Here is a 25,748-nt window from a genome sequence, read left to right as displayed (position 1 = left end):
TCAGGCCAGGGCCGCGGCGATGGCCTGTCCCAGGCTTTCGGTGGTGCCCTGGCCGCCGAGGTCGCGGGTCAGGGGCGCCTGCTCCGGCCCCTGGCGCAGCACGGCCTCGATGGCCGCCACCACGGCAGCGCCGGCTTCGGCATGGCCCAGATGCTCCAGCATCATGGCGCCGCACCAGATCTGGCCGATGGGATTGGCGATGCCCCGCCCGGCGATGTCCGGCGCCGAACCGTGCACCGGCTCGAACAGGCTGGGGAAGGTGCGCTCCGGATTGATGTTGGCCGAGGGCGCGATGCCGATGGTGCCGGTGCAGGCCGGGCCCAGGTCGGAGAGGATGTCGCCGAACAGGTTGCTGGCCACCACCACGTCGAACCAGTCCGGATGCAGGACGAAGTTGGCGGTGAGGATGTCGATGTGGAACTTGTCCACCGCCACGTCCGGATAGGCCTTGCCCATCTCCTCCACGCGCTTGTCCCACCAGGGCATGGTGATGGCGATGCCATTGGACTTGGTGGCCGAGGTCAGCTTCCTGCGTGGCCGCTGCTGGGCCAGGTCGAAGGCGAACTTGAGGATGCGGTCGGTGCCGTGACGGGTCATCACCGTTTCCTGGATCACCACCTCGCGCTCGGTGCCCTCGAACATGATGCCGCCGAGGCTGGAATACTCGCCCTCGGTGTTCTCGCGCACCACATAGAAGTCGATGTCACCGGGCTGGCGATTGGCCAGGGGCGCCTTGACCCCGGGCATCAACCGGCAGGGGCGCAGGTTGACGTACTGGTCGAAGCGGCGGCGGAATTGCAGTAGCGAACCCCAGAGGGAGATGTGGTCGGGCACCACGTCCGGCCAGCCGACGGCGCCGAAGTAGAGGGCGTCGTAACCCTTGAGCGTTTCGAACCAGTCGTCCGGCAGCATCTTGCCATGAGCCTGGTAGTACTCGGCGCTGGCGAAGTCGAAGTGGTCCCACTGCAGTTCGATACCGAAGCGGCGGGCGGCGGCGTCCAGCACGCGGATGCCTTCGGGCATGACCTCCTTGCCGATGCCGTCTCCGGCGATGACCGCGATCTTGTGGGGCTTGGACGCTTGCATGGGCTTTCTCCGGCAGTCTGGATGGAATGGACCCAGTGTAGTCTCGCGCCGGAGGCGTACAATCCCGCTCCAGGGAAAGCCATTCTTAACCTGGGATCAAGAATCTTGTCCACTGATGACCTTGCCTTCTTCGTCCGCCTGGCTGGCCATCCCAGCCTGACCGCCGCCGCCCGGGAACTGGGTCTGTCGCTGGCGGCGGTGAGCAAGAGACTCACCGCCCTGGAGCGCCGGCTGGGCGTGCAGCTGATCCGCCGCACCACGCGGCGCCTGGACCTGACCCCGGAAGGCCTGCGCTATCTGGAAGGCGCACGCCCGCTGCTGACCCAGCTGGAAGACCTGGAAGCCGCGGTCGGCCGACCCGATGCGCCTCTCGCCGGGGTGCTCAATCTCAACGCCACCTTCGGCTTCGGCCGCCGGCACCTGGCGCCGCTGCTGTCGGACTTCGCCCGCCGCCATCCCGAACTTGAGCTCAACCTGTACCTCTCCAGCCATCCGGTGAATCTGCTGGACGGTCCCTTCGACCTGGACATCCGCGTCGGCGAACCGCCGGACGCCCGGGTCATCGCCCATCGCCTGCTGGACAATCGCCGCCTGCTTTGCGCTGCCCCCGCCTACCTGGCCCGGGCCGGCGTGCCGGAAAGCGTGGCCGACCTGGCGCGGCACAACTGCCTGGTGCTGCGACAGGACGCGGGCGACTACGCCGTCTGGCGCTTCACCCGGAACGGCGAGCATTTCGCCCAGAAGGTCCGCGGCAGCCTGAGCAGCAACGATGGCGAGGTGGTGGTGCGCCTGGCGCTGGAAGGCCACGGGCTGATCCTGAGATCGGAATGGGACGTGGCCGAGCTGATCGCCAGCGGCGCCCTGGTGCCGCTGCTGACCGATCATGAGGCCTCGGCGGCGGCCATCTATGCGGTGCACCGCCAGCAGCGCCACGTGCCGCGCCGACTGTCCGAACTGATCCGCCATCTGGCGCAGGAGCTGCCCGCGCGGCTGGGACGCTAAGGCTGCACGAATCTTCCAGACCGACATCAGGTCAGTGACTAGACTGAAAGGCCCGAAAGCCCCCTTCTCTCGCCATGGCCGACGATCACTGGATCCAGCTGCAGCAGGACGCCGAGACCGGCATCGAGACCCTGCGTGCTCATTTCGAGGGCCATGCCTATGACCCGCACTGGCACGACGCCTATCTGGTGGGCTACACCGAGCAGGGCCGGCAGCAATTCCACTGCCGTGGTCAGCGCCACCTGAGCACCCCCGGCCAGGTCTTCCTGCTGGAGCCCGGTGAATTGCACGACGGCCAGGCGCCGGAGGCCGAGGGCTTCACCTATTCCATGCTCTATCTCGATCCCCAGTGGCTGGCGCGCGAGCTGCAGGGGCTGCATGGCGACGGCCGCCCCCTGGGCGAACCCGGCTTCGCCCGGACCCTGGTGGCGCAGGCCGAGCTGCATCGCGCCGTGGCCTGGGCCCATGAGGTCCTGAGTCGTCCGGAATTGCGCATCGTCCGCCAGAGCGCCCTCGATGCCCTGCTGCTGCGCCTCCTGCCGCAGCTGCAATGGCGGGCGCCCCAGGCCGGTGATCCACGGCTGCCCCAGGTGGCCCTGCGCGCCCGCGACTTCCTGCAGGCCCATCACCACGAGGACATCGGCCTGGAGGAACTGGCCCAGGCCGCTGGCGTCGACAGATTCCGCCTGACCCGCGCCTTCAAGGCGGCCTTTGGGCTGGCGCCCCATGCCTATCTGGTGCAGCTGCGCCTGTCGCGGGCGCGCCGCCTGCTGGCCGACGGCCTGTCGCCGGCGGAGACCGCCGCCGCCCTGGGCTTCGCCGACCAGAGTCACCTGGGTCGCTGGTTCCGCCGCGCCTATGGCCTGACCCCGGCGGCCTATCGCGCGCGCTGCTCGAATCTTCCAGACCGCTAGCGGCAAGGCTTGCGACCCTGGTGGCTCAGTCCTTCCAGGAGTCTCCCATGTCCCTGTTGCCCTTCCTGCTGTTCGCCCTGGTCGCCTCCATCACCCCCGGACCGACCAATGTGCTCATCCTCGGCCACAGCGCCCGCCACGGTGCCCGGGCCAGCTTGCCGCTGGTGCTGGGCGGCAGCCTGGGCGCGGTGGCCCTGGTGCTGGTGGTGGGCTTCGGTCTCGGCCAGACCCTGGCGCACCATCCGGACTGGCAGCGCGGCCTGGCCTGGGCCGGGGTGCTCTGGCTGAGCTGGCTGGCCTGGCAACTGGCCCGCGCCGGCGCGCCCGCGGTGGCGGATGACGGTGCCCGCCTGGGCTTTGGGGGTACCGCCGGGCTGCAGGTGCTCAACCCCAAGAGCTGGAGCATGGCGCTGGCGGTGGTGACCGTCTACGCCGAACCCGGTGCCGATCTCTGGCGGCAGGTGCTGGTGCTGGCCCTGGTGTTCCTGCTGGTGTCCGTACCCTGCCTGGGTCTCTGGGCGCTGCTTGGCCGGGTCGCGGCGCATGGCCTGAAATCGACCCGCGCCTGGCGCGGCTTCAACCTGGGGATGGCGGCGCTGCTGCTCGCCTCGGCCTGGGCGACGGTGATCTAGACCGGCATCCCGCCCTGATCGCGAAAGCTGTCCTCCAGGTGCTCCAGCCAGGCGCGTACCGCCGGCAGCTGGCCGCGTCTGTGGGCATAGGCGGCCTGCAGGTGACCACCGGGCAGCGACCAGTCCGGCAGCAGGCGCTGCAGGCGACCCTCGGCCAGTTCGGCCTCGCAATAGAGCAGCGGCAGCATCGTGTAGCCGAGGCCCGCCAGGGCGGCGGTCTTGCGTACGCTGAAGTCGTCGATGCCCAGTCGGGCTTCCAGCACCAGTTCGCGGCGCTGGCCATGGGGACCGACCATGCGCAGGTGCACCCGGCGATCCAGTTCCAGGGCGCCGAGCAGCGGGACCCCCAGCAGGGCTTCCGGCGCATCCAGCTGGCGACCGACGAGAAAGGCGGGGGCGGCCACCAGCACCCCGGAGGCCTGGCGCAGGCGGCGCACGATCAGCCCCGGCTCCACGTCGTCGACGTCCCTTACCCGCAGGGCCACGTCGAGGCCCTCGTTGACCACGTCCACCCGCCGATTGACCAGCACCAGCTCCAGCTGCACCAGGGGATAGCGCTGCAGGAAGCGGGTGACGACGTCGGGCAGGTAGTCCTGGGCCAGGGCCACCGGGCAGGATACCCGCAGCGGTCCACGGGGTTCGCTGGACAGACTGGCCGCCGTTTCGGCAGCGCTCTCCGCCTCGCGCAGCAGCGCCTGGCAGTGCACCAGGTAGCGCTCGCCGAGAGTGGTCAGGGTCAGGGTACGGGTGGTGCGCTGCAGCAGCCGCGCCCCCAGGCGGGTCTCCAGTTCGGCGATGCGCCGGGACAGCCGCGACTTGGGAACGCCCAGCAGGCGCCCGGCGGCAGCGAAACCCCCGGCTTCCACCACCTTGGCGAAGTAGGCGAGATCATTGAGGTCTTGCATGGGCGATTGTCCTATCCATGGGACGAAGCATCGCATTCTAGGCGACTAATCAGCCGATCGTCTTAGCGGTAGTCTGGGCTCATCGCGTCGAACCCCATAGGACTACCGCCATGAAACTCTTGCACATCGATTCCAGCATCCTGGGTGATCATTCCGCCTCCCGGGCCCTGACTGCCAAGGTCGTCGGTGCCCTCAAGGCCGCTACGCCAGGCCTCGAGGTCAGCTACCATGACCTCGCCCACGATTCCCTGGGTCACTTCTCCGCCGCCAGTCTGGCTGCCGGTGCGACCCCGGCCGAACAGCGCAGCGCCGAGCAACGTGACGAAGCCGAGCGCAATGCCCGCGCCCTGCAGGAATTCCTTGCCGCCGACGTACTGGTACTGGGTGCGCCCATGTACAACTTCACCATCCCGACCCAGCTCAAGGCCTGGATCGACCGCATCACCGTGGCCGGCACCACCTTCCGCTATGGTGAAGCCGGTCCGGAAGGCCTGTGTGGCGACAAGAAGGCGATCATCGTCGCCACCGCGGGCGGCATCCATGCCGGCAAGCCCACCGGTATCGCCCACGAAGACTATCTGAAGCTGCTGCTGGGCTTCCTCGGCATCACCGATGTCCAGATCGTCCGCGCCGAAGGCCTGGCCTATGGCGACGAAGCCAAGAGCGCGGCCCTGGCCAGCGCCGAACGCCAGATCGCCGACCAGTACGCCTGAGTCCGGACGCCCTCAACCCCGGCCCCTCTCCCTCAGGGAGAGGGAAGCAGAGCGGCCCTCGTCTTTGTAAGGTGAGATTCGGGTACGCCTGAAAACTCCTCACTTCAAAGATCGCGGCAAGCTCTGGAGGCCTGGGGCACCAGCGCTCATCCAACCGCACCGATGCGCTTTTCCCCCTCTCCCTACGGGAGCGGGCCGGGGTAAGGGCAGGCCCCGCCTCAGCTGAATCCCACCACCGGATGCGGCACATAGGGCGCTTCCAGGGCACTGATATCTTCCTCGCTCAGCTGCAGTTCCAGCGCCGCCACCGCATCCTCCAGATGCTGCGGCTTGGACGCGCCGACGATGGGCGCGTCGATGCCCGGCTTCTGCAGCAGCCAGGCCAGGGCCACCTGGGCACGCGGCACGCCGCGGGCTTCGGCGATGCGCGCCACGGCGGCGACGATCTGCCGATCGGATTCCTCGCTGGCGGTATAGAGCGTCTTGCCGAAGGCATCGCTTTCGGTGCGCGCGGTGCTGGCGTCCCAGTCACGGGTCAGGCGGCCACGGGCCAGCGGACTCCAGGGGATCACGCCGATGCCGGCATCACGACACAGCGGCAGCATCTCCCGCTCCTCTTCGCGAGCGAGCAGATTGACGTGGTTCTGCATGGTGGCGAATCTCGTCCAGCCATGGCGCTCGGCGGTGTGCAGCGCCTTGGCGAATTGCCAGGCGTACATGCTGCTGGCCCCGATGTGCAGCGCCTTGCCGGCCTTGACCACGTCGTGCAGGGCTTCCAGGGTCTCCTCGATGGGTGTGTGATAGTCCCAGCGATGGATCTGGTAAAGATCGACATAGTCGGTGCCCAGGCGCTGCAGGCTGGCGTCGATGGCGGCGAAGATGGCCTTGCGCGACAGGCCGCCGACATTAGGCTTGTCGCGCAGCGGGAAGTACACCTTGGTCGCCAGCACGATTTCCTCGCGCACGGCATTGGCCTTGAGGAAGCGGCCGACGATCTCTTCGCTGGTGCCGTCGGAGTAGCTGTTGGCGGTGTCGAAGAAGTTGATGCCGAGATCCAGCGCCTTCTTCAGCAGCGGCTGGCTCTGGACTTCCGGCAGGGTCCAGGGGTGATTGCCGCGCTCGGGGACGCCGTAGGTCATGCAGCCGAGGCAGAGGGGCGAGATCTTCAGACCGGTACGGCCTAGATTGCGGTAGTTCATGGGGGCCTCCAGGGGTGGTCGAAAAGAGTTGACCATGGCGGTCCCGGATCGACTGCAACGAACTTACCGGCTGCTGGCTTGTTCTATATGGATTCGTACCTAACAACCGGAGATGCTCCATGAAGAAATATGCTTCCGCGGTCTGGCAAGGCGGTCTGAAGGATGGCAAAGGCCATATCTCCACCGAGAGCGGCGCGCTCAAGGACAATGCCTACGGTTTCAACACCCGTTTCGAAGGCACGCCAGGCACCAACCCCGAAGAATTGATCGGCGCGGCCCATGCCGGCTGCTTCTCCATGGCCTTCTCCATGCTGCTGGGCCAGAACGGTCTGACCCCCGAGCGGATCGAGACCAAGGCCGACGTGACCCTGGACAAGGTGGGCGACGGCTTCGAGATCACCACCATCGATCTGACCATGAAGGCCAAGATCCCCGGTGCCACCCAGGAGCAGTTCACCACCATCGCCAATCAGGCGAAGGAAGGCTGCCCGGTGTCCAAGGTGCTCAAGGGTGCCAAGATCAACCTGAACGCCACGCTCGAAGGTTAAGGGTCACAGGTGCCTGCCGGTGCCGCCCAGGCATCGGCAACACCCTGTTCCAGAGCTCGTTCGCCGAGACCTTGGCGAGTCGCTAGACTGCTCCGACCCCGCTTTCGGAGAGCACGATGAACGACTCCATCTTCATGACCCTGTTTTCCATCCTTGCTCTGTTGCTGCTGGGCGGCGGTGTATACGGCTGCGTGATCCTCAACCGCCAGCGCAAGGACATCGAGAAGAACGACAGCGAAGGCTAGGCCGGTCGCCGACACGCCAGATAGCGCACGCCCTGAGCGCCGAAGACTTCCGAGTGAGGCTCATGGGCGGCCAGGTGAAAGACCTCCCCTGCCCCATAACGACGCTCGCCCGTTGCCGTGCGAATGCGTAGTTCGCCTTCGATGACCAGCGCCTTCGCTTCGAAGGGATGCGCATGGGCTTCCAGGCTGCCCAGGGCTTCGCGCTCGACCAGCACCGGTGGCTGAAAGCCCTCGCGGGCGAGTTGTTCGATGAAGGTGGCCTGGTCCAAGAGCGCTCCTTGAGTTGATGACGATCAACGCCCAGATTAGGAACCCAGTCCAACAGGGGCCAGTGCAATATCGCTATGACAGGGCATGGCTGCCGCTATGGCCGACCGCGCCTGCCGAGACGATGGAAACCTCGGCGACCCGAGGTTCCACGTGGAGCATCAGCGCTCCAGCTTGCGCTCGACCTCGGCGGTCTTCCGCTTGAGCGCTTCGGCTTCCTGCTCCTTGGTCTTGATGTCGGTCGGCGTGATGACCTTGTCGATGGCATCGGTCGGCGTCGATTCCGGCTGCTCCATGTCCTTTTTCACCACATCCACCGGACGACCCGCCTCATCGAGAGCGGGTTCGTTGGGCGGGGTCTTGCCCAGGTGGGCATCGGAACGCTGGTCAGTCATGGCAGGCTCTCCTCAATAGGGTGTCTCTTTCGAGCGCAACGACCGACAGGGAGTTCGCCCGCGACTCAATTGCGGATGCGAACCCGCTCCAGATAGGCCAGCAACTGCGCCTGCTCGCTGGCATCCAGCGGCGCGAAGACCGCTTCCAGCGCCTGGGTACGCGGCACCTGGGCCTGGTCCAGCGCCTGGCGACCCTGCTCGGTCAGATGGACCAGCAGCGCCCTGCGGTCCTGGGGATGGGGTTCGCGACGGACCAGGCCGTCGCGCTCCAGGGCGTCGAAGGCATCGGTCAGGGTACGGGGCGCATGGCGCAGCTGTTCGGCGACCTCGCCCGGACGGCAGGGTCCCAGGCGCTCCAGCACCTTGAGCACCTTATAGCGGGCGAAGGAGAGTCCGGAGGCCTTGAGGGTCTCATCCAGTTGTTGGCGCATCTGCCGTTTCAGATCCATCAGAGCTTCGGCAATGGCGGCGGCGGTTGACATGAAAGCTGCTTACCTCGAATATAGTGAGGAACCTCAATGAATGGTACCTCCGCAATGGCGACATCTTTTCACAGCCGCGAGGGCGATGCCAGTGCCCCTCACCTTTTCCAGCGTGTGCGCTTCGACCTCAAGCGACGTTGGGCGACCGTCGTCCGCCGCGAAGACCTGGGTGGCGACCTGCTGCGCCTGACCTTTGGTGGCAGCGACCTGGCCGATTTCCAGAGCGCGGCCTTCGACGAGCACGTGAAGCTGTTCGTCCCCGCCGACACCACCCCGATCCGCGCCGCCAGCGCCGAGCAGCTGGTGGGTCGACACTACACGCCGCGCCACTACGATGCCGCCCGTGGCGAACTGGCCATTGACTTCTATCTGCATGAAGCCGGGGTGCTGACCACCTGGGCGCGTCAGGCGCAGCCCGGTGCCGAGCTGATCATCGGCGGCCCCAAGGGCGCCCTGGTGCCGCCCGAGGACTTCGACTGGTACCTGCTGGCCGGCGACGAGACTGCCCTGCCCGCCATCGCCCGCCGCCTGGAGCAGCTGGCCGCCGGCGTCCGGGTCCAGGTCGTCACCGAAGTGGCGCGTCCGGGCCTGGAGATCGCCCTGTCGACGGCCGCCGCCGCCGAGATCCGCTGGGTCTATCGCGAAACCGGGGCCAATGCCCTGGTGCAGGCCCTGGAGCAGCTGGAGCTGCCCGCGGGCGAAGGCTATGCCTGGATCGCCGGTGAAGCCACGCAAGCCCGTGCCGCGCGCCAGGCGCTGCTGGCCAAGGGATTGCCGCGGGACTGGGTCAAGGCGGCCGGCTACTGGAAGCTTGGCGAAAGCGACCAGCACGTGAAGGTCGAGGATTGAGCACCACCGCCGCCGTCACCGACGGCCTGCCCCCGCCACGCCGCTATCGCGCCGTCGCCGCCCTGCTACTGGCCATCAGCATGACGGTGCTGGACAGCGGCATCGCCAACCTGGCGCTGCCCAGCATCGCCGAAGCCTTGGACGTCTCGGCTGCCGCGGCGGTCTGGATCGTCAGCGCCTATCAGCTGAGTCTGGTCGCCCTGCTGTTTCCCCTGGCCGCGGTGGCCGAGCGTCTTGGCCTGCGCCCGGTCTTCACGGCCGGGGTCGGGATCTTCGGCCTGGCCTCTCTGGGCTGCGCCCTGGCGCCGGATCTCGCCAGCCTGGTGGCTGCACGGGCGCTGCAGGGGGTGGGCGCCGCCGCCATCATGTGCGTCAGCGCCGGTATCGTCCGGCTCTCCTATCCGCGCGACCGGCTGGGTCGTGGCATCGCCATCAATGCCCTCTGCGTGGCCCTGGGCTCGGCCGCTGCGCCCAGCCTGGGGGCGGCCATCCTGGCGCTGGGTGGCTGGCCCTGGCTGTTCGCCGTCAATGTGCCCGTGGCGATACTGATCGCACTGCTGGTGCACAACCTGCCCGACAGCCCCCGTGCGCAGCGCCGCCTCGATCCGTTCAGCGTGCTGCTCAACGCCCTGCTGTTCTGCGCCGGCATCGGCGGTCTCGAACGTCTCGGCGCTGCGCCGTTGCAGGGCGTGGGCCTGCTGCTGCTGGCCGCGGCCAGTCTGCTGTTGCTGGTACGCCGCGAGCGCGGTCTGCCGGCGCCCCTGCTGCCGGTGGACCTGCTGGGACTGCCGGCCATGCGTCATTCGGTGCTGGCTTCGGTCTGTTCCTTTGCCGCGCAGATGCTCTGCTTTCTCGCCCTGCCCTTCTATCTGCAACACCAGCTCGGGCTGGTGCCGCTGCAGGTGGCCCTGCTGATGCTGGCCTGGCCGCTCACCGTGGCCGTGTCGGCGCAGGTAGCCGGGCGCCTGGCCGACCGCCATCCGCCGCAGCGGCTGTGCATGCTCGGCGGTCTGGGCATCGCCCTGGGGCTGGCGGCGGCAGCGGTGATGCCACTGGAGCGCTCGACCGCCCTGCTGATCCCCTGCCTGATCCTCGGCGGCATCGGCTTCGGCTTCTTCCAGGTACCCAACAACAGGATCATGCTCACCGCCGCGCCAGCCGGTCGCAACGGCGCCACCGGTGGCGTCCAGGCCACCGCCCGGCAGACCGGCATGGCCCTGGGCGCCGCGGCCCTGGCGCTGCTGCTGCATCTGGACAACAGCCTGGCCCCGCGGCTGGGGCTGGCCCTGGCGGCAACGCTGGGTCTGGTCGCCGCCTGGTCCAACTGGCGGGCACCGCGCTAGGGCTGTTGGGTCGCCTGGTCGAGCAGCGCCTTGAGCGCCTGCTCACGCTCGGCCGCCGGGCGCTCGCCCAATAGCCGTACCCGCTGGAAGAACGCCGGCCAGTTGCCCGGGTGCTGTCGATAGAGGGCGGCAAAGGCCGGCACCCACTGTTCGTACAGACCATAGGGCACCAGCCGCGCGTTGTTGAGCGGCTGGCTCATCCAGCCATCGAAGCGGCGATCGTCACGCCAGGCCGGGGTGGCGCGCATCCGCTGGTAATCGCTGCGCAGCTGCGCGAAGCGCCGGGCCTTGGCCGCGCGCCTGGCCGCGGTCGTCAATGGCTGGGCATAGAGCCTGGCCAGGTCTGCGCGGGTGGTCAGCAGCAGCGCGCGGAATTGCTGATAGCGGGCTTCGCGTCCCGCATCGGGTGGCGGCAGGCCGCGACTGGCGCGCCATTGCCGCAGGCCTTCGCCCTCGACGAAGGTGGCATAGGACTCGTTGAAGGCGGTATCGCCGGGCAGATAGAAACGCTGGTGCGCCAGCTCGTGGAAGATCGTGGCCGCCACCTGGTCGTCGTCCCAGCGCAGCATGCTGCTGAGCAGCGGATCGCTGAACCAGCCCAGCGTCGAATAGGCCGGCACGCCACCGACATAGGTGTCCTGGCCCTGCGCCTGCAGCCGCTGCGCCTCGGCTCGGGCCTTGGCTTCCCGGTAGTAGCCGCGATAGGCCACGCAACCGGCGATGGGAAAGCAGTGGGTGGTGGGCTGGGTGGAAAATTCGGCGGTGGCGAAGACATTCCACAGCACGAAGGGCCGCTTGAGTTCGACGAAACTGCGATAGCTGGCGTTGTCCGGCAGGGCCAGTTCGGCACTGGCGAAGCGGCGGGCCGCCGCCGCGGCGGCGAGGCGTTCGCGCAGGACGGCGGGGCGCGCCGGATCTGCGACGACCGTCGCAATGGGCTCGCGATCACGGATCAGCGCCCACTGGCCCTGTACCATCTGGCCGTAGTACCCGACCGAGGTACAACCGCTCAGTCCGATCACGAGGGACAGCAGCGCCAGCCAGCGGCTCGTGCGTTGCGCAGGCAGGGTGCCTGGCTGGGTGGCGCGCCCTTCCCTGCCCGGAGTTGTAGCCGTCATGCGTAGACTGTGCCTGCTGTTGCCTGTGCTGTTCCTAGGTGGCTGTTCCCTGTGGCCCTTGCCCAAGCCCGATCCGGCACAGGCCTGGATCGATCTGGACAGCGATGGCAAGGCCAAGCTGGAAGCCCTGCGCGCCGATCGCAAGGATCTCGAAGACAAACGCTACTTCCAGGTCTGGCCAGGGAGCCATGATCTGCAGGTACGCTACCAGTTCGAGGTGCAGCCCACCAACATCGGCGCCCAGGTGGCCGATCCGCTGGCGCGCACCTGCCTGGTGACCCTCAACTACAAGGCCTTCGCCGCGGGCGAGCGCTATCGCCTGGAAGCCGGACAGACCGGCTGGCGGCCCTGGGCGCGCCTCTATGACGAGCGCAACCAGGAAGTGGCGCGCAGCACTGCCAGTCGTTGCGGCGACGTGTAGACTCGGCTGATCTCCCTGCCGCGAGTCGCCGTCCATGCGTCTGCGCCTGCTGGTCCCTCTGCTGCTACTGCTGGGCGGCTGCACCACGCCGCTGCCCCCTGTGGATCCCCATCAGGCATGGGTCGATCTGGTGCTGCGCGAATCCGCGGTAGGCGCTTCGCTGCTGGCCGAGTCCCAGGACGGCAGGCGTCTCGACGATGGCCGCTATTTCCAGCTCACCCCCGGCAGCCACAGCCTCAAGGTGAGCTATCGCTACGAACTCTATGGCGGCGGTGGCTTCGGTTCGCGCTTCGGCTGGCGGGAACCGCTGCAGATCCAGTGCTATCTGGAACTGGACTACGCGGACTTCCAGGCCGGCCGGCGCTATCGCCTGGAAGCCGAGAACACCTTCGGTCAGGGCGAGATCACCCTCTACGACGGCCCGCGCGAACTGGTGAGTTCCGAACGAGGCATCTGCTCGCCCTTCTGACCCGCGACTGGCCAGGCGGCCAGCACGGTCAGGCAATGGACCGCTAGGCGGGCACGCTGAGCCAGTCGTCCTGGCTGCGGTCCTGGGTGCGGACCACGGGCGGACGACTCTTCTGCTCGCGCAGCTGGCGACTCATGCGCAGGAAATCCTCGCGTTCCATCCAGCGCGGTGCGGGCTGGGCAAGGGACAGAGCTTGGCGAATCCGGGCGAACGGCGACATGGCATTACCCTCTTGGCTAAATACTGTATGCGCAAACAGTACTAAGCCAGGCGGAACTGTACAAGTATCCAGCGGATGAACGGTCTGTCCCCCGGGTCGGGGATCAGTCGTTGCGCTGATAGAGGATCTTGTAGGTCCCGTTGGCGCAACTGCCCACCACCATGTTGGGATCGCGCACCTCGGCATTGGGGACCGCTTCGAGGGTATAGGCGGTCACCCCGGCCGACTGGATCTTGACCTCGATGTCGGCCTTGAGCTGGTCGCAGGACAGGGGTTCGGCCCGCACGGCGGTGCTCAGCAGGGCGGCGCAGCAGAGTAGCGATAGACGCGGCATGGCGATTTTCCTTGGCGTGATGACCTCTCAGGCTTGGACGCCCGAGCTGTGGCGATGTTCTCAGCGCTGCCCTTTGCTCAGCGAAGCGGTGGAACCTGGAGCCCGAACGGTATTTCCGATGGTCACTCCTTCCAGCGAAGTGCCCCCATGTTCCAGTGGTTGAAAGACAATTCCCAAGTCCTCACGCTCTTCGCCCAGTGCTGCACCCTGGGCGTCTGGGTGCTCTATGCGCAGCTCCTGCTCAACAACTACAAGCGCCAGCGCCAGCCGCGGCTGATCATCAACCGCGGCGCCGGTAAGGGCGTGGGTGCCCTCTGCCTGCTGTCCAACATGAGCGCCGAGCCGGTGTTCATCAACCAGCTCACGGTGATCCTCAAGACCAATCGCGAGACGCTCTACACCGATGTCACCGACATCCGCGAGAGCGGCCAGGATGACTTCGACCCCGATCTGGTGCTGGGCGAGGCGACCCACCAGGGTCCGCTCAACACCGGTGACTTCACCCACATCGGTACCTTCCAGGGTCTGATCCGCCGCGCCGCCGAGCACAACGGCCTGACCCTGGAAAACCACCGGCCGCCCGAGGGCTGGGTATTCGAGGGCCTGGAGATCCGCGCGGTCGCCTTCTATGGTTCGGATCACGATCCCATTGGAGTACGCCGGCGCTTTCGCCTGGGCCAGCACGACGGCCACTACTGCGCACTGATCGCCGAAGACTGGCAGACCCAGCAACTGACCTCGCGCCGCCAGCGGCGCATGGTGCAGGACGACTGGATGGTCGACCTGGAACCCAAGGCTCAGCCAAAGAACCAGTAGCAGATCAGGATCGACGCCGTGACCCCGGTGAACTCCGCCAGCAGGGCGCAGCCCACCGCGTGGCGGGCGCGCTGGATGCCCACCGCGCCGAAGTACACCGCCAGCACATAGAAGGTGGTCTCGGTACTGCCCTGGATGGTCGCCGCCACCAGCGCCGGAAAGCTGTCCACGCCATGGGTCTGCATGGTCTCGATCAGCAGCGCGCGGGCGGCGCTGCCGGAGAAGGGCTTGACCAGCGCGGTGGGCAGCGCCTCGACGAAGCGGGTGTCCCAGCCAAAGAAGGTCACCGCATGGCGAACGCCTTCGAGGATGGCTTCCAGGGCGCCGGAGGCGCGTAGCACGCCCACCGCGCAGAGCATGGCGACCAGATAGGGCAACAGCGACTTGGCGACGTCGAAGCCTTCCTTGGCGCCTTCGACGAAGGCTTCGTAGACCGGCACCTTGCGCAGGGCGCCAAGGATCATGAACGCCAGGATGATGCCGAACAGGGTCAGGTTGCCGAGCAGCGACGACAACCCGGCCAGCGCGGTGGCGGTCAGGGTGAAGAGAAAGGCGACGAAGGCGCCGAAGGCCAGGGCGCCCCCGCCGATCCAGGCCAGCACCACCGGATCCCAGAGTTTCAGCCGCTGCATGAAGGCCACCGAGAACAGCCCGACCAGGTTGGCGCAGGTATGGGCGAGCAGGATCGGCAGGAACACCAGGGTCGGATCAGTGGCGCCCTGCTGGGCGCGGTACATGAACACCGTTACCGGCAGCAGTGTCAGCGAGGAGGCGTTGAGCACCAGGAAGAGGATCTGCGCATTGCTCGCCGTGGTGCTGCTGGGATTGAGCTCCTGCAGGGCACGCATGGCCTTGAGGCCGATGGGCGTGGCGGCGTTGTCCAGGCCCAGGCCGTTGGCGGCGAAGTTGAGGGTGATCAGCCCCAGCGCCGGATGGCCGCGCGGCACCTCGGGCATCAGCCGGGCGAACAGCGGCCCGAGCAATCGCGCCAGGGCGTCCACCAGCCCGGCCTTCTCGGCGATGCGCAGGATGCCGAGCCAGAGGGTCAGGGTGCCGAACAGCAGCACCATGACCTCCACCGACAGCTTGGCCATGGCGAACAGGCTCTCCACCATGGCGGCGAACACCCCGGTGTTGCCGGCCACCAGCCACTGGCCGAAGGCGCTGATCCCGGCAACGATGAAGAAGCCCAGCCACAACCCGTTGAGCATCGCGGTTCTCCCGGCAAAACGGCGATGATAACCGCAGCGTCCGCTCCCTGCAGGGACGCCGTTCAGTCTGTGGTCATCGCCGTCGGGTTATCCTCTGACCTTTCACGCAACCCGCTGGAGTCCGCCCATGCGTCTGTCCGTTCTCGCCCTGCCGCTGGTGCTCGCCGCCAGTCCGGTCTTCGCCTTCAACCTCAACGACGCCGTCAACGCCTACAACGGCGCCAACGGCAACAACAACGCCAAGGCCACCGCCGCCGCGGCGGCCACGCCCCAGGCCCAGGGCCTGCTGCAGGCGCTGACCAGCCAGCTCAACGTCACCCCGCAGCAGGCGGTGGGCGGCACCGGCGCCCTGCTCGGCCTGGCCAAGAATCAGCTGGTGGGCAACGACTATCTCCAGCTGGCCAAGGCCGTGCCAGGCCTGGATCAGCTGGCCGGCGCCAATGCCACTGGCGGCCTGGCGCAACTGGGCGGCCTGGGCAGTCTGCTCGGTGGCGGCGGTCAGGATGCCAAGCAGAGTCCGCTGGGCAGCCTGCTGGGCAATGTCGACAGCCGCCAGGACGTCGACAAGACCTTCAACGCCCTGGGCATGAACAGTGGCATGACCAGCCAGTTCGCCCAGGTGATCCTCGGCTATCTCGGCAAGCAAGGCACCCAGCCCTCCCTGCTGAGCACCCTGGGTAATGTCTGGGGCCTGTGACGGCGGCCCGCGCTGGCTGACCTACGCAGCGGCCGGCGCCGAGCCGGACTACGCCGAGGCGCCGCTCGGCTGGCTCTATGCGGACCGTGGTTCCCTCACCGAACGGCTGACCGCCCTCAGCGATGGACGCTTCGCCGTCGAGGTGATCGCCCAGGGCTGGCAACCGCTGCGCCCGGACGAGTGCCAGGCGCTTGAAGTGCCGCCGGCCAGCCCCGGCTGGGTGCGCGAGGTCTGGCTGCGCGGCAATGGCGAAGCCTGGGTCTTCGCCCGCAGCGTGGCGGCGCGCACGGCCCTGGAAGCGGCGGATTTCGACCTGGCGGCGCTGGGCGAGCGGCCGCTCGGGCACTGGCTGTTCCAGGCACCGGCCTTTGTCCGCGGGCCGCTGCAAGCCTGCTGCTATCCACTGGCCTGGCTGCCCGCAGGGGCGGCAACCGCGCCCTGCTGGGCCCGGCGCTCGGTGTTCCGGCGCGGTCCCCTGGCGATCCTGGTGGGCGAGGTCTTTCTGCCGGCCTTCTGGCCTCACGCCGGGCGCGAGGGCTAGGCGGAGCATCACGACGGCAGCGGCGACGCCCCGGGGCCCCTATAATCGCCAGGCCCTTCACCATGCAGCCGTCCGATGAAAAAGAACGCCTCCCGTCCCCGTGATCGCCGTCCTGCCGCGCCCCGCGGCCCCGAGCCCAGCGCCCGGGTGATCGCCACGCGTCCGCGCCGCGAGCGCATCCGCGACTTTGTCCAACTGACCCGGCTGGACCGACCAATCGGTATCTATCTGCTGCTCTGGCCCACCCTCTGGGCGCTGTGGATCGCTGCCGAGGGCGTGCCGAGTCTGAAGAATCTGCTGATCTTCGTGCTCGGCGTGGTGCTGATGCGCTCGGCCGGCTGCGTGATCAACGACTTCGCCGACCGCAACTTCGACGGCCATGTCGCCCGCACCAAGAATCGTCCCCTGGCCACCGGGCGCATCTCGCCCAAGGAAGCCCTGCTGTTCTTTGCCGTGCTGGTGCTGCTCAGCTTCGGCCTGGTGCTCTGCACCAATGCCACCACCGTCTGGCTGTCCTTTGGCGCCCTTGGCGTAGCGGCGCTCTATCCCTTCATGAAGAGATATACCTACTACCCTCAGGCGGTACTGGGTGCGGCCTTTTCCTGGGGCATGCCCATGGCCTTCACCGCCGAGACCGGCGAGTTGCCGGCGGCGGCCTGGCTGCTGTTCGTCGCCAACGTGATCTGGACGGTGGGTTACGACACCTACTACGCCATGGCCGACCGCGAAGACGATCTCAAGATCGGGGTGAAATCCACCGCCATCCTGTTCGGCGACGCCGACCGGGTGATCATCGCCACCCTGCAGGGCCTGACGCTGTTCTGCCTGGCGCTGGCCGGCGGCCGCTTCGGCCTGGGCCTGCCCTTCTACCTGGGCCTGCTGGTGGCAGCCGGCTGCTTCGCCTGGGAATTCCACGTCACCCGCGACCGTGACCCGCTGGTGTGCTTCAGGGCCTTCCTGCACAACCACTGGGCGGGTCTGGCGATCCTCATCGGGATCATCGCCGATTACGGACTGCGCTGAGCCGGAGCGCCCGCGGCGGCATCGGCCACCACCTCCGGCAGCGCCTCGGGTTGCGCCGCCGGCACCGCCCGGGCCTTCTTGGCCCTGGAGGCCTTGCGGCTCTGCTGCCAGGCCACCGCCAGGCCGCTGGCGCAGATGATGAGGATGCCGATCAGCGCGCCGCTGTCCGGCACATGGCCGAAGACGAGGTAGCCGATGATGCCGGCGGTGACGATCTGGCCGTAGCTGAAGGGCGCCAGCAGCGCCGGCGGCGCATAACGGAAGGCCTGGGTCAGCAGCAGGTGGCCGGACATGCCGAAGAGGCCGAGCAGCGCCAGCATGAAGCCGTGGGTCAGAGTCGGGATCTCCCAGAAGAAGGGCACCACGCTGCTCAGCACCAGGGTATTGATGATGCCGGTGAGAAAGTTGCTGGTGGTGGGGCTGTCGATGCCGCTGAGCAGGCGCGTCAGCAGCTGGTAGAGCCCGAAGCAGACCGCCGAGCAGACCGGCAGCAGCACCGCCGGGGTGAACAGCTGGCCGCCCGGCCGCACGATGACCAGCACCCCGATGAAGCCGGCCAGCACCGCCGCCCACTGGCTGCGGGTCACGCTCTCCTTGAGCAGCGGCACCGACAGTGCCGTCACCATCAGCGGGGCGAGAAAGTTGACCGCGGTGGCCTCGGCCATCGGCAGATAGCGCAGCCCGGTGGTGAAGAACAGACTGCAGCCGATCAGGCACAGCGCCCTGAGCACCTGCAACCCCGGCCGCTTGGTGCGGATCACCGCCAGCCCCGAGCGCGGGATGAAGATGCCCATCATCAGCAGGGTGTGGGAGAGGTAGCGGGCCCAGACCACCATGACCACCGGATAGAAGCCGGACAGGTACTTGGAGAGGGCATCGTGGGAAGCGAACAGCCAGACCGCGAAGCAGATCAGGGCGATGCCCTTAAGCGGCTGGTCGGCGAATCTCAGAGTGGGTCCTGCGGTAGCGCTCATTGGACTCCCGTGGTACTGACGGCGGTCCCTGACCGCCTGCATGATCCGGCCGTCCTGCACGGCGGTCCGTCGGCGTGACCACCGACTCGGGACATGGACCTCGACGCCCCACCGGAGCGTGCCGTCGAGCAACCGTCCTGTCGCCCTCAGGACCGCGATACCGGGCGATATTTCAATAGCTTACTAACTATGACCTGGCGTGCAGCCCGGTCTCCCCCGAGCTTAGTCCAAGCGCCCCGCCGATCTCAATGCGCTTGGCCGACGACTTCGCTGACGGCCCGCACGAAGGCCTCGTCCGCCTCCAGCGCCCCGGGTATCTGCTCGCGCAGATAGGCCACCCAGGTGCGGATCTTGGCATCCAGGTACTGCCGCGAGGCATAGAGGGCATAGACGTTGAGGCGCTGCAGGCGATAGGCCGGCAGCACTCGCACCAGGCTGCCGTCGCGCAGGCCGTCTACTGCCGAATAGAGCGGCAGCACGCCAATCCCCAGTCCCTGGCGCAGGGCCTCGGTCATGGCGTCGCCGACGTTGACCTGGAAGGGGGTCTCGCCGATGCGATAGGTTTCCGGTCCATTGGGGCCGTCGAAGTGCCAGCGGTCGAAGGACACCACCGGACTGATGAATCTCAGGCAGGCGTGATTGGCCAGCTCCGCCGGCGTCTGCGGCTGGCCATGCTCCTGCAGATAGGCCGGCGAGGCGCAGAGGATGCTGTAGGTGTGGCCGATCTGCTGGGAGACGAAGCCGGAGTCGGGCAGCTCCACGGCTACCACGATGGCGAGATCAAAGCCCTCCTCCAGCAGATCGGGGATGCGGTTGGCCATGGTCAGGTCGAAGCGCACCTCGGGGTGCAGGGCGCGATAGCCGGCGATGGCGCGGATCACGTAATGCTGACCGATGCCGGTCATGCTGTGCACCCGCAGCCGCCCTTCGGGCCGCGCCTGAGCGTGCCCGGCCTCGGCTTCGGCCTCCTCGACATAGGCGAGGATCTGCTCGCAGCGCGCCAGGTAGCGCTGGCCGGCTTCGGTCAGGGCGATGCGTCTCGTCGTGCGGTGCAGCAGGCGGGTGCGCAGATGGGTTTCCAGATGGGCCACCGCCCGGGAGACGTGGGCCGTGGTGGTCTGCAGCGTCTGGGCCGCCCCGGTGAAGCTGCCGCTTTCCACCACGGCGACGAAAACGCGCATGTTGTGCAGGGTGTCCATGCCGCCTCGACAGTCGGGAAAAGCGTCATTTTCCATATTATTTCAGTATGTGAAACAAAGATTCGCGGGTTGACGCGCTAATCGACCACCCCGGAATTTTATAGAATCGTTAGCAGCCTAATGGTAACGTCCGCTGACCTCGCGGTTTACGTCCGTCCTCTACAGGCGTCCTCTTCAGTTCCAGCTCATCTCGCCAACCTCGCTGCGCTGCCTCATGCCAGACGCAGGTTTGGCCCTGTTGCCAACGGACCTCCACGTGTCGCCTTCCTCTAGCAGAGTCTGGCCTGCGCTCTCGGTGGTCGCCCTCGCGACCCTGCTGGCCGGCTGTATCGGTACCGGTCACAACGCGCCCCAGGCGCAGCGCCTCGACGACCAGGCGCTGGCCACCGACGGAGCCATCCAGGCCGCCGCCAGCCAGGCCGCCTGGCCCGAGCGCCAGTGGTGGCGCGCCTATGGCGATCCCCAGCTGGATGCCTGGATCAGCGGCGCCCTGGCGGACAACCCGCGCCTGGCCACGGCTGCCGCCCGGGTGCGCCGCGCCGAGTCCCTGGCCGGCCTGGCCGAATCCCGTGAAGCCCTGCAGGTCGAGGGCAAGGGCGCCTTCAAGCGCTACAGCTGGCCCACCGACGGCTTCTATGGCCCGGGCGAGCTGGCCGATCGCACCACCTGGAACAACAATGCCGAACTGGGTCTGAGCTATGCCCTGGACTTCTGGGGCCGCGAACGCGACGCCAGCGCCCAGGCCCTGGACCAGGCCCACCAGGCCGCCGCCGAGGTGCGCGCGGCCGAGCTGGAGCTGACCGGCAACATCGTCCGCAGCTATATCGGCTTCGCCCTGCACCACGACCAGCGCGACATCCTCGCCGCCACCCTGGAGCAGCAGCGGCACCTGGCCGACCTCGCCCAGCGCCAGCTGGACGGCGGCCTCGGCACCCAGTTCGAGGTCAGCCAGGCGCGCGCCCTGCTGCCCGAGACCGAACGCCAGCTGGAAGCCCTGGACGAGATCCTGGCGCTGGATCGCAACCAGCTCGCCGCCCTGGCCGGCAAGGGCCCGGGTGCCGGCGCCCGCCTGCAACGCCCGCGCCTGACCCTGGGCGCGGCACCGCGCCTGCCCAGCGCCCTGCCGCTGGAACTGGTCGGCAAGCGCCCCGACGTGGTGGCGCGTCGCTGGCAGATCGCCGCGGCGGCGAAGGGCGTGGACGTCGCCCGCGCCAGCTTCTATCCCAACATCGACCTGGTGGCCAACGTCGGCCAGTTCCTGACCCTGGGTCGCCTCAGCGAGATGCTGACCCACGCCAAGACCGGCTCCTTCATAGGTCCCGCCTTTTCCTTGCCGATCTATGACGGTGGCGCCCTGCGCGGCCGCCTCGGCGCGGAGTCGGCGGCCTACGACGTGGCCGTCAGCGCCTACAACCAGACCCTCGTCGACGCCCTCAAGGACATCTCCGACGCCCTGATCAAGGCCGATTCGGCAGCCCGGCAGGCCACCCTCGCCGACCAGGCCAGCCAGGAGGCCCAGCGCACCTACGACATCGCCCGCGAGGCCTTTCGCCGCGGCCTGACCGACTACCTGCACGTGCTCGACGCCCAGACCCGGCTGTTCGCCCAGCAACGCGTCACCGCCCAGGTGCACGCCCTGCGCCTGGCGGCCCAGGCCGCAGCCCTGGTCGCCCTCGGTGGCGGCGCGGACCTCGAACGCGGCCCGGGCGACCACGACCTGGTGCCGGCGCGCGTCGCCGTCGAGCGAGCCCCCCGATGACTGCCGGCACCGCCACCGGTGCGCCGCTGCGCCAGGCCCTCGGCGCCTGGGCCCGCAGCGATGGCAGCCTCTGGCTGTACCAGGCCAAGGTGCTGCTCGCCGCCAGCCTGACCCTGTGGCTGGCCATGCGCCTGCAACTGCCGCATCCCAGCTCGGCGGTGATCACCGTGTTCATCGTCATGCAGCCGCAGAGTGGCCAGGTGCTGGCCAAGAGCTTCTATCGGGTGATGGGCACCCTGCTGGGACTGGCGGTGATGCTGGTGCTGATCGCCCTGTTCGCCCAGGAACGGGTGCCCTTCCTGATCTTCCTGGCGCTGTGGATCGGCCTCTGCGTGGCCGGCTCGGCGCGCTACCGGGACTTTCGCAGCTATGCCTGCATGCTGGCCGGCTACACCGCCGCGCTGATCGGCATCCCTGCCGCGCTCAATGCCGACACCGCCTTCATGTCGGCGGTGATGCGGGTGCTGGCCATCACCCTGGGCGTGCTCTGCAGCGGCGCGGTGAGCGCGGCGGTCTTTCCGCAGACCAGCGCCACGGCCATGCGCGCGACCCTTTATCGGCGCATGGGCGGCTTCGCCGGACTGGCTGCCGACGTCCTGTGCGGTCGTCTCGATCGTGCCTCCCTGGAGGCTGCCGGAGTACGCCTGGCTGCCGAGGCGGTGGGGCTGGAAAGCCTGCGCAGCGCCTCGGCCTTCGAAGACCCGCACATGCGCATGCGCAGCGGGCGCCTGGCCCGGCTGAACGCCGAATTCATGGGCCTGACTACCCGCCTGCATGCCCTCAGCCGCCTGCTGATGCGCCTGCGCGAGCGCGACGCCCAGTTGCCGCTGGCAGCCCTCGAACGCCTCTGGGCGCCGCTGCTGGAGGTGTTCGAGGAATGGCGTGGCCAGGCCCTTACCGAACGCGCGGCCCTGGTGGCGGCGGCGCGTCTGGAGCAGCTGCACCAGGTTCTGCGGCCGCGCATTCGCGCCCTGCGTGCCGAGTTGCCGCCCCTGAGCGAAGCTGACCGGCGGGACTTCGAGACCGCCGTGGAGCTGCTCTTTCGCTTCACTGGCGAATGGCACGGCTATCTGCAGACCCATGCCTCCCTGGCGGCGCCACGCCACAGTCGCGAACAGTGGAAGCCGCGCTTCGTGGCCAAGGCCAATGCCCTGGGCGCGGCGGTCACCGGCCTCCGCAGCGCCTTTCTGGTGCTGGTGCTGGGCGCCTTCTGGATCGCCAGCGCCTATCCCAGCGGCGGCATGCTGGCGCTCAACGCCGCGGCCGTCTCGGCGTTGGCCTCGGCCTCGCCCGATCCCAAGCGCACCGCCCTGCAGATGGCGGTCGGCGCCAGTGGCGGCGTGGTGCTGGGCTTCTTCCTGACCTTCTTCGTCTTTCCCTGGATCAGCGGCCTGCCGCTGCTGCTGCTGACCCTGGCGCCGGTGTTCATGCTGGGCACCTGGATTTCCCTGCGCCCGGGCTGGATGGGCTATGGCCTGGGTTGCCTGGTGTTCTTCTGCTTCACCTCGATTCCCGACAATCCGCCGGTCTACGACGCCTACGTCTTCATCAACAACGGCATCGCCGTGGTCCTGTCGATGGTGATCACCGCGGCGGTCTCGGCGGTGCTGCTGCCACCCAACAGCCCCTGGCTGTGGCGCCGCCTGGAGCATGACCTGCGCCAGCAGCTGGTGCGGGCGGTGAGCGCGCCGTTGCCGCACCTGGCGCCGACCTTCGAAGGCCAGACCCGCGACCTGCTCAACCAAGCCTATGGCGTCAGCGCCGGACGCGGTGAAGCGCAGCGGCGCCTGATCGGCTGGGCCTTCGTGGTGCTGGAGATCGGTCATGCGGTGATCGAACTGCGCCAGTTGCAGGCCCGCCTGCCCGCGACCCCGCGCTATGCCGAGGGCAGCGCCTGGCGCCAGGCCATCCGCGTGCTCGGGCGCGCCCTGGTGCGCCTCTTCCTCAAGCCCGGCGCGGAACATCTGCGGCGGGCGCTGGTGGCAGTGGACGCGGCCCTGCTTGCCGTGGCGACCGTGACCGAACCGCCGGAACTGCCCTATGACGAGTCGCCCCTGCGCCAGGTGCAGAGCGACCTGCATTTCATCCGCAGTGCCCTGCTCGATCCCCAGGGGCCCCTGGCCCGCTATCACGAGATTCCCCATGCCCCGTGAAATCGCCTTCCACGGCCTCTACCTGCCCACCGTGACGGTGCTGTTCCTGGTCGCCGCCCTGCTCGCCTGGGCGCTGGACCGGGTGCTTGCCGCGGTCGGCCTCTACCACGTCGTCTGGCATCCGGCGCTGCTGCGCCTGGCCCTGTTCATCTGCCTCTACTGCGCCCTGGCGCTGTGCGTCTATCGCTAGGACTCCTGCCATGATCCTCAAGAAACTCTTCGGCGTGCTCTTTACCCTGCTGGTGGTCTGCCTGGCGCTGATCCTCGGGCGGCTGCTCTGGGTGCACTACATGAACGATCCCTGGACCCGCGATGGCCGGGTGCGCGCCGAGGTCATCACCATCGCGCCCGACGTGGCGGGTCTGGTGACCGAGATCGCCGTGCGCGACAACCAGTGGGTCAACAAGGGCGACCTGCTGCTGCAGATCGATCCGGAGCACTACGAGATCGCCGTGCATCAGGCCGAGGCCACGGTCGCCGCGCGCAAGGCCACCCTGGCCATGCGCCAGCAGAACGCCCGCCGCCGTGCCGACATCGACAGCCTGGTGGTTTCTCGCGAGAACCGCGAAGACGCCAGCAGCGCCGCCCTGGCCGCCGAGGCCGATCTGCGCCAGGCCCAGGCCCAGCTGGAATCGGCGCGCCTCAATCTCAAGCGCACCCGGGTACTGGCGCCGGTCGACGGCTACGTCACCAACCTTTCGGTGTTCAAGGGCGATTACGCCGCCGCGGGCGCGCCCAAGCTGGCCGTCATCGACGCCCATTCGTTCTGGGTCTATGGCTACTTCGAAGAAACCAAGCTGCCCCACGTGCAGGTGGGAGCGGCAGCCGAGATGCGCCTGATGAGCGGCCAGACGTTGCGCGGACATGTGGAAAGCATCGCCCGCGGCATCTATGACCGGGACAATCCCCAGAGTCGTGAACTCACCGCCGACGTGAATCCCACCTTCAACTGGGTTCGCCTGGCCCAGCGGGTACCGGTGCGCATCGCCCTGGATCCGCTGCCCGAGGGGCTGCTGCTGGCGGCTGGCACCACCTGCACGGTAGTACTGGAAGACGTTCGCGGCGAACGCTCCTGGTGGGACGCCTTCTGGCAGGGCTGAGCCCGCCCCGGGCACCCGCCTTTTCACTGCGCCAAAACGACAACACCCCTGACACCGGCAGGTTTCGCTTGAGACGAAACCGGTCGAATTCAGGGGTGTGGTCGTATCCAGCCCAGTCCGCCGCGAGTGCGAAAGTACTCCCTGTACTCTTGGAACCCTCCCTTACTGCAGAGCGTCCCGACCTTGTGGCCCTTGCGTCTCGGATCAGGAGACGACTTCGAGGTTGTCCATTGAATCGGCTTAAAGCTGCAATTCAATGACAGCGCCTCGGCTGCCGGTCGTCACGACCGACAGCCTGTCTTTCATGAGGCTGGCGTTAGGGACGACGACGGCCCATGAAGAACGACACCACGAACAGCACCAGGAACAGCACGAACAGGATCTTGGCGATACTGGTGGCAGTACCGGCGATGCCACCGAAACCCAGGACGCCTGCGATGATCGCGATGATCAGGAAAGTGATAGCCCAGCTCAGCATGGTGTTTCTCCTATGTATTACAAGTGCACTCAGCGGACGACAGCACCTGTCCAGCGAGCAGTGGTTTTATTAGCGAAATCCTGGGTATCCAGACTCGCCATCCGTGGTTCCACAGCGGTCAGATCGAGATCCAGACCGTTGAGGTTGTGCGTCTGATTGAGCGCACGACCCATTATCAAAGCGCTGAGCAACATCCCGATCACAACCGCCGCTGCAGCGAACAACACAATCACCAGCAGCATCCACATCATGGTCATGACCTCAGAATACCCAGCGGGTCTGCTTTACCAGACGGTCACCGTTGGACTGTGCCGGGATGGCTTTGAGTTCCCCACGACCTTGACTTGCCAGCGGCTTGGCTGCGGGCACCATGGCCTGGGCAGCAATGCGGGTGGATGCGATGAGGGCCTGTTCGCGGCTGACGTCCTGGCCCTGAGGGGCAGCGACGGCGGCGCTGGCGAAGCAAGCGAAGAGCGCAGTACCTACCAAGTGCTTGCGAAGGGTCTGGCTGATCATCGGGTCTCTCCTGCAGTCCGTTGGCCCTAAGGCCGGCTTGCCAAGGAGATTGCAGACTACGTGCCAGCTTTTCGAAAACCTTTTTTACCTTATAAATCAAAAACTTACAGTTTTCACTGGTAGCCGCCACACATGCACC

33 protein-coding genes are annotated in these 25,748 nt (G+C 67.6%); 18 read left to right on the top strand and 15 right to left on the bottom strand.

Annotated features, from left to right (window positions below; genetic code table 11):
- On the bottom strand, positions 1-1,086 hold the full coding sequence (locus tag OMP44_RS18615; protein WP_280310279.1) for a tartrate dehydrogenase: 1,086 nt from the start codon (positions 1,084-1,086) through the stop codon (positions 1-3).
- A gap of 105 nt (positions 1,087-1,191) precedes the next feature.
- Between OMP44_RS18615 and OMP44_RS18610 the strand changes: the two genes are divergently transcribed.
- The 3 genes from OMP44_RS18610 (at position 1,192) to OMP44_RS18600 (ending at position 3,634) form a co-directional block, all read left to right on the top strand.
- Entirely contained in the window at positions 1,192-2,088 is an 897-nt protein-coding gene (locus OMP44_RS18610) for a LysR family transcriptional regulator (RefSeq protein ID WP_280310277.1), read from the top strand.
- 74 nt (positions 2,089-2,162) lie between these two features.
- Positions 2,163-3,002, top strand: coding sequence for an AraC family transcriptional regulator (locus OMP44_RS18605; protein WP_280310275.1), 840 nt, complete (start codon positions 2,163-2,165; stop codon positions 3,000-3,002).
- Positions 3,003-3,049: 47 nt separating this feature from the next.
- Positions 3,050-3,634, top strand: a complete 585-nt coding sequence (locus tag OMP44_RS18600) for a LysE family translocator (protein WP_280310273.1) — start codon at positions 3,050-3,052, stop codon at positions 3,632-3,634.
- Here OMP44_RS18600 and OMP44_RS18595 read toward each other — a convergent pair.
- Complete coding sequence (locus tag OMP44_RS18595; RefSeq protein ID WP_280310271.1) at positions 3,631-4,539, bottom strand: LysR family transcriptional regulator; 909 nt, start codon at positions 4,537-4,539, stop codon at positions 3,631-3,633. The genes OMP44_RS18600 and OMP44_RS18595 overlap by 4 nt on opposite strands.
- A gap of 110 nt (positions 4,540-4,649) precedes the next feature.
- Here OMP44_RS18595 and OMP44_RS18590 point away from each other — a divergent pair, with 110 nt between their 5' ends.
- Positions 4,650-5,252, top strand: coding sequence for an FMN-dependent NADH-azoreductase (locus OMP44_RS18590; RefSeq protein ID WP_280310269.1), 603 nt, complete (start codon positions 4,650-4,652; stop codon positions 5,250-5,252).
- Between the two features lie 218 nt (positions 5,253-5,470).
- Here the strand turns inward: OMP44_RS18590 and OMP44_RS18585 are convergent, their stop codons facing one another.
- Complete coding sequence (locus tag OMP44_RS18585; protein ID WP_280310267.1) at positions 5,471-6,451, bottom strand: aldo/keto reductase; 981 nt, start codon at positions 6,449-6,451, stop codon at positions 5,471-5,473.
- Positions 6,452-6,570: 119 nt separating this feature from the next.
- On the opposite strand from OMP44_RS18585, the gene OMP44_RS18580 reads away from it, so the two are divergent.
- Both OMP44_RS18580 and OMP44_RS18575 read left to right on the top strand, forming a co-directional pair.
- On the top strand, positions 6,571-6,999 hold the full coding sequence (locus tag OMP44_RS18580; RefSeq protein WP_017641568.1) for an OsmC family protein: 429 nt from the start codon (positions 6,571-6,573) through the stop codon (positions 6,997-6,999).
- Positions 7,000-7,115: 116 nt separating this feature from the next.
- On the top strand, positions 7,116-7,244 hold the full coding sequence (locus tag OMP44_RS18575) for a hypothetical protein (protein WP_260175707.1): 129 nt from the start codon (positions 7,116-7,118) through the stop codon (positions 7,242-7,244).
- Here the strand turns inward: OMP44_RS18575 and OMP44_RS18570 are convergent.
- The 3 genes from OMP44_RS18570 to OMP44_RS18560 form a co-directional block, all read right to left on the bottom strand.
- Complete coding sequence (locus OMP44_RS18570; protein WP_273861038.1) at positions 7,241-7,513, bottom strand: cupin domain-containing protein; 273 nt, start codon at positions 7,511-7,513, stop codon at positions 7,241-7,243. The two genes, OMP44_RS18575 and OMP44_RS18570, sit on opposite strands and share 4 nt — an antisense overlap.
- Before the next feature lie 159 nt (positions 7,514-7,672).
- Positions 7,673-7,906: a hypothetical protein gene (locus OMP44_RS18565; RefSeq protein ID WP_187980687.1), complete on the bottom strand. Its 234-nt coding sequence runs from the start codon at positions 7,904-7,906 to the stop codon at positions 7,673-7,675.
- A gap of 65 nt (positions 7,907-7,971) precedes the next feature.
- Positions 7,972-8,388 (bottom strand): MarR family winged helix-turn-helix transcriptional regulator, encoded by a 417-nt coding sequence (locus OMP44_RS18560; RefSeq protein ID WP_044341206.1) that lies wholly within the window; start codon positions 8,386-8,388, stop codon positions 7,972-7,974.
- Positions 8,389-8,442: 54 nt separating this feature from the next.
- Between OMP44_RS18560 and OMP44_RS18555 the strand changes: the two genes are divergently transcribed.
- A complete protein-coding gene (locus tag OMP44_RS18555; protein WP_280310259.1) occupies positions 8,443-9,237 on the top strand; it encodes a siderophore-interacting protein in 795 nt (264 codons plus the stop codon).
- On the top strand, positions 9,234-10,580 hold the full coding sequence (locus OMP44_RS18550) for an MFS transporter (RefSeq protein ID WP_280310257.1): 1,347 nt from the start codon (positions 9,234-9,236) through the stop codon (positions 10,578-10,580). The genes OMP44_RS18555 and OMP44_RS18550 overlap by 4 nt, the downstream gene beginning before the upstream one ends.
- Here the strand turns inward: OMP44_RS18550 and OMP44_RS18545 are convergent.
- On the bottom strand, positions 10,577-11,698 hold the full coding sequence (locus tag OMP44_RS18545) for an aminopeptidase (protein ID WP_280310255.1): 1,122 nt from the start codon (positions 11,696-11,698) through the stop codon (positions 10,577-10,579). The genes OMP44_RS18550 and OMP44_RS18545 overlap by 4 nt on opposite strands.
- Here OMP44_RS18545 and OMP44_RS18540 point away from each other — a divergent pair.
- Positions 11,697-12,119: a PA0061/PA0062 family lipoprotein gene (locus OMP44_RS18540; protein WP_133860296.1), complete on the top strand. Its 423-nt coding sequence runs from the start codon at positions 11,697-11,699 to the stop codon at positions 12,117-12,119. The genes OMP44_RS18545 and OMP44_RS18540 overlap by 2 nt on opposite strands.
- A 34-nt stretch (positions 12,120-12,153) precedes the next feature.
- Entirely contained in the window at positions 12,154-12,588 is a 435-nt protein-coding gene (locus OMP44_RS18535; RefSeq protein ID WP_187980692.1) for a PA0061/PA0062 family lipoprotein, read from the top strand.
- Between the two features lie 43 nt (positions 12,589-12,631).
- Here the strand turns inward: OMP44_RS18535 and OMP44_RS18530 are convergent, their stop codons facing one another.
- Together OMP44_RS18530 and OMP44_RS18525 are read right to left on the bottom strand one after the other, a co-directional pair.
- The gene (locus OMP44_RS18530) at positions 12,632-12,808 is read right to left on the bottom strand and encodes a hypothetical protein (protein WP_166655878.1); all 177 of its coding nucleotides are present in this window, start codon (positions 12,806-12,808) and stop codon (positions 12,632-12,634) included.
- A 103-nt stretch (positions 12,809-12,911) separates the two neighbouring features.
- Complete coding sequence (locus OMP44_RS18525; RefSeq protein ID WP_280310252.1) at positions 12,912-13,142, bottom strand: DUF1161 domain-containing protein; 231 nt, start codon at positions 13,140-13,142, stop codon at positions 12,912-12,914.
- 147 nt (positions 13,143-13,289) lie between these two features.
- Between OMP44_RS18525 and OMP44_RS18520 the strand changes: the two genes are divergently transcribed.
- A complete protein-coding gene (locus OMP44_RS18520; RefSeq protein ID WP_133860293.1) occupies positions 13,290-13,958 on the top strand; it encodes a hypothetical protein in 669 nt (222 codons plus the stop codon).
- Here the strand turns inward: OMP44_RS18520 and OMP44_RS18515 are convergent.
- Positions 13,940-15,169 carry a nucleoside recognition domain-containing protein gene (locus tag OMP44_RS18515; RefSeq protein WP_208693405.1) on the bottom strand — a complete coding sequence of 410 codons (1,230 nt, stop codon included), beginning with the start codon at positions 15,167-15,169 and terminating at the stop codon, positions 13,940-13,942. The two genes, OMP44_RS18520 and OMP44_RS18515, sit on opposite strands and share 19 nt — an antisense overlap.
- Before the next feature lie 127 nt (positions 15,170-15,296).
- Between OMP44_RS18515 and OMP44_RS18510 the strand changes: the two genes are divergently transcribed.
- The 3 genes from OMP44_RS18510 to ubiA all read left to right on the top strand — a co-directional run bounded on the left by OMP44_RS18510 (position 15,297) and on the right by ubiA (position 17,430).
- Positions 15,297-15,866, top strand: a complete 570-nt coding sequence (locus OMP44_RS18510; protein ID WP_280310249.1) for a DUF2780 domain-containing protein — start codon at positions 15,297-15,299, stop codon at positions 15,864-15,866.
- Positions 15,850-16,407, top strand: a complete 558-nt coding sequence (locus OMP44_RS18505; protein ID WP_280310247.1) for a chorismate--pyruvate lyase family protein — start codon at positions 15,850-15,852, stop codon at positions 16,405-16,407. The genes OMP44_RS18510 and OMP44_RS18505 overlap by 17 nt, the downstream gene beginning before the upstream one ends.
- 75 nt (positions 16,408-16,482) lie before the next feature.
- The gene (gene ubiA / locus OMP44_RS18500) at positions 16,483-17,430 is read left to right on the top strand and encodes a 4-hydroxybenzoate octaprenyltransferase (RefSeq protein ID WP_273861034.1); all 948 of its coding nucleotides are present in this window, start codon (positions 16,483-16,485) and stop codon (positions 17,428-17,430) included.
- Here ubiA and OMP44_RS18495 read toward each other — a convergent pair.
- A complete protein-coding gene (locus tag OMP44_RS18495; protein WP_273861033.1) occupies positions 17,415-18,404 on the bottom strand; it encodes a DMT family transporter in 990 nt (329 codons plus the stop codon). The two genes, ubiA and OMP44_RS18495, sit on opposite strands and share 16 nt — an antisense overlap.
- Positions 18,405-18,649: 245 nt before the next feature.
- Complete coding sequence (locus OMP44_RS18490; protein WP_133860288.1) at positions 18,650-19,603, bottom strand: LysR family transcriptional regulator; 954 nt, start codon at positions 19,601-19,603, stop codon at positions 18,650-18,652.
- Between the two features lie 256 nt (positions 19,604-19,859).
- On the opposite strand from OMP44_RS18490, the gene OMP44_RS18485 reads away from it, so the two are divergent.
- From OMP44_RS18485 to OMP44_RS18470, 4 genes are read left to right on the top strand one after another with little or no spacing between them, the layout of a single operon-like run.
- Entirely contained in the window at positions 19,860-21,362 is a 1,503-nt protein-coding gene (locus OMP44_RS18485) for an efflux transporter outer membrane subunit (RefSeq protein WP_280310244.1), read from the top strand.
- The gene (locus tag OMP44_RS18480) at positions 21,359-23,515 is read left to right on the top strand and encodes an FUSC family protein (RefSeq protein WP_280310242.1); all 2,157 of its coding nucleotides are present in this window, start codon (positions 21,359-21,361) and stop codon (positions 23,513-23,515) included. The genes OMP44_RS18485 and OMP44_RS18480 overlap by 4 nt, the downstream gene beginning before the upstream one ends.
- Complete coding sequence (locus tag OMP44_RS18475) at positions 23,505-23,705, top strand: DUF1656 domain-containing protein (protein ID WP_007160208.1); 201 nt, start codon at positions 23,505-23,507, stop codon at positions 23,703-23,705. The genes OMP44_RS18480 and OMP44_RS18475 overlap by 11 nt, the downstream gene beginning before the upstream one ends.
- Before the next feature lie 10 nt (positions 23,706-23,715).
- Positions 23,716-24,615, top strand: a complete 900-nt coding sequence (locus OMP44_RS18470) for an efflux RND transporter periplasmic adaptor subunit (protein ID WP_280310239.1) — start codon at positions 23,716-23,718, stop codon at positions 24,613-24,615.
- 316 nt (positions 24,616-24,931) lie between these two features.
- Here the strand turns inward: OMP44_RS18470 and OMP44_RS18465 are convergent, their stop codons facing one another.
- Genes OMP44_RS18465 through OMP44_RS18455 form a run of 3 tightly spaced genes read right to left on the bottom strand, consistent with a single transcriptional unit; the run spans position 24,932 to position 25,609 of the window.
- Positions 24,932-25,093: a DUF1328 domain-containing protein gene (locus OMP44_RS18465; protein WP_007160206.1), complete on the bottom strand. Its 162-nt coding sequence runs from the start codon at positions 25,091-25,093 to the stop codon at positions 24,932-24,934.
- Between the two features lie 29 nt (positions 25,094-25,122).
- On the bottom strand, positions 25,123-25,344 hold the full coding sequence (locus OMP44_RS18460) for a hypothetical protein (RefSeq protein WP_178083882.1): 222 nt from the start codon (positions 25,342-25,344) through the stop codon (positions 25,123-25,125).
- 10 nt (positions 25,345-25,354) lie between these two features.
- Entirely contained in the window at positions 25,355-25,609 is a 255-nt protein-coding gene (locus OMP44_RS18455; RefSeq protein WP_007160204.1) for a hypothetical protein, read from the bottom strand.
- Positions 25,610-25,748: the final 139 nt, after the last annotated feature.

This window comes from Pseudomonas flavocrustae, assembly GCF_029872515.1.
Classification (GTDB): Bacteria; Pseudomonadota; Gammaproteobacteria; order Pseudomonadales; family Pseudomonadaceae; genus Chryseomonas; species Chryseomonas aestiva.
Note: the sequence above shows the minus strand (reverse complement) of the source record. Positions and strands in the feature narration are given on the sequence as shown.

Coding starts and splice junctions, on each gene's coding strand:
- OMP44_RS18615 (WP_280310279.1), bottom strand. CDS start 1,086: ATGCAAGCGTCCAAGCCCCACAAGATCGCGGTCATCGCCGGAGACGGC.
- OMP44_RS18605 (WP_280310275.1), top strand. CDS start 2,163: ATGGCCGACGATCACTGGATCCAGCTGCAGCAGGACGCCGAGACCGGC.
- OMP44_RS18600 (WP_280310273.1), top strand. CDS start 3,050: ATGTCCCTGTTGCCCTTCCTGCTGTTCGCCCTGGTCGCCTCCATCACC.
- OMP44_RS18595 (WP_280310271.1), bottom strand. CDS start 4,539: ATGCAAGACCTCAATGATCTCGCCTACTTCGCCAAGGTGGTGGAAGCC.
- OMP44_RS18590 (WP_280310269.1), top strand. CDS start 4,650: ATGAAACTCTTGCACATCGATTCCAGCATCCTGGGTGATCATTCCGCC.
- OMP44_RS18585 (WP_280310267.1), bottom strand. CDS start 6,451: ATGAACTACCGCAATCTAGGCCGTACCGGTCTGAAGATCTCGCCCCTC.
- OMP44_RS18580 (WP_017641568.1), top strand. CDS start 6,571: ATGAAGAAATATGCTTCCGCGGTCTGGCAAGGCGGTCTGAAGGATGGC.
- OMP44_RS18575 (WP_260175707.1), top strand. CDS start 7,116: ATGAACGACTCCATCTTCATGACCCTGTTTTCCATCCTTGCTCTGTTG.
- OMP44_RS18565 (WP_187980687.1), bottom strand. CDS start 7,906: ATGACTGACCAGCGTTCCGATGCCCACCTGGGCAAGACCCCGCCCAAC.
- OMP44_RS18560 (WP_044341206.1), bottom strand. CDS start 8,388: ATGTCAACCGCCGCCGCCATTGCCGAAGCTCTGATGGATCTGAAACGG.
- OMP44_RS18555 (WP_280310259.1), top strand. CDS start 8,443: ATGGCGACATCTTTTCACAGCCGCGAGGGCGATGCCAGTGCCCCTCAC.
- OMP44_RS18540 (WP_133860296.1), top strand. CDS start 11,697: ATGCGTAGACTGTGCCTGCTGTTGCCTGTGCTGTTCCTAGGTGGCTGT.
- OMP44_RS18545 (WP_280310255.1), bottom strand. CDS start 11,698: ATGACGGCTACAACTCCGGGCAGGGAAGGGCGCGCCACCCAGCCAGGC.
- OMP44_RS18535 (WP_187980692.1), top strand. CDS start 12,154: ATGCGTCTGCGCCTGCTGGTCCCTCTGCTGCTACTGCTGGGCGGCTGC.
- OMP44_RS18530 (WP_166655878.1), bottom strand. CDS start 12,808: ATGTCGCCGTTCGCCCGGATTCGCCAAGCTCTGTCCCTTGCCCAGCCC.
- OMP44_RS18525 (WP_280310252.1), bottom strand. CDS start 13,142: ATGCCGCGTCTATCGCTACTCTGCTGCGCCGCCCTGCTGAGCACCGCC.
- OMP44_RS18520 (WP_133860293.1), top strand. CDS start 13,290: ATGTTCCAGTGGTTGAAAGACAATTCCCAAGTCCTCACGCTCTTCGCC.
- OMP44_RS18515 (WP_208693405.1), bottom strand. CDS start 15,169: ATGCTCAACGGGTTGTGGCTGGGCTTCTTCATCGTTGCCGGGATCAGC.
- OMP44_RS18510 (WP_280310249.1), top strand. CDS start 15,297: ATGCGTCTGTCCGTTCTCGCCCTGCCGCTGGTGCTCGCCGCCAGTCCG.
- OMP44_RS18505 (WP_280310247.1), top strand. CDS start 15,850: ATGTCTGGGGCCTGTGACGGCGGCCCGCGCTGGCTGACCTACGCAGCG.
- ubiA (WP_273861034.1), top strand. CDS start 16,483: ATGAAAAAGAACGCCTCCCGTCCCCGTGATCGCCGTCCTGCCGCGCCC.
- OMP44_RS18495 (WP_273861033.1), bottom strand. CDS start 18,404: ATGAGCGCTACCGCAGGACCCACTCTGAGATTCGCCGACCAGCCGCTT.
- OMP44_RS18490 (WP_133860288.1), bottom strand. CDS start 19,603: ATGGACACCCTGCACAACATGCGCGTTTTCGTCGCCGTGGTGGAAAGC.
- OMP44_RS18480 (WP_280310242.1), top strand. CDS start 21,359: ATGACTGCCGGCACCGCCACCGGTGCGCCGCTGCGCCAGGCCCTCGGC.
- OMP44_RS18475 (WP_007160208.1), top strand. CDS start 23,505: ATGCCCCGTGAAATCGCCTTCCACGGCCTCTACCTGCCCACCGTGACG.
- OMP44_RS18470 (WP_280310239.1), top strand. CDS start 23,716: ATGATCCTCAAGAAACTCTTCGGCGTGCTCTTTACCCTGCTGGTGGTC.
- OMP44_RS18465 (WP_007160206.1), bottom strand. CDS start 25,093: ATGCTGAGCTGGGCTATCACTTTCCTGATCATCGCGATCATCGCAGGC.
- OMP44_RS18460 (WP_178083882.1), bottom strand. CDS start 25,344: ATGATGTGGATGCTGCTGGTGATTGTGTTGTTCGCTGCAGCGGCGGTT.
- OMP44_RS18455 (WP_007160204.1), bottom strand. CDS start 25,609: ATGATCAGCCAGACCCTTCGCAAGCACTTGGTAGGTACTGCGCTCTTC.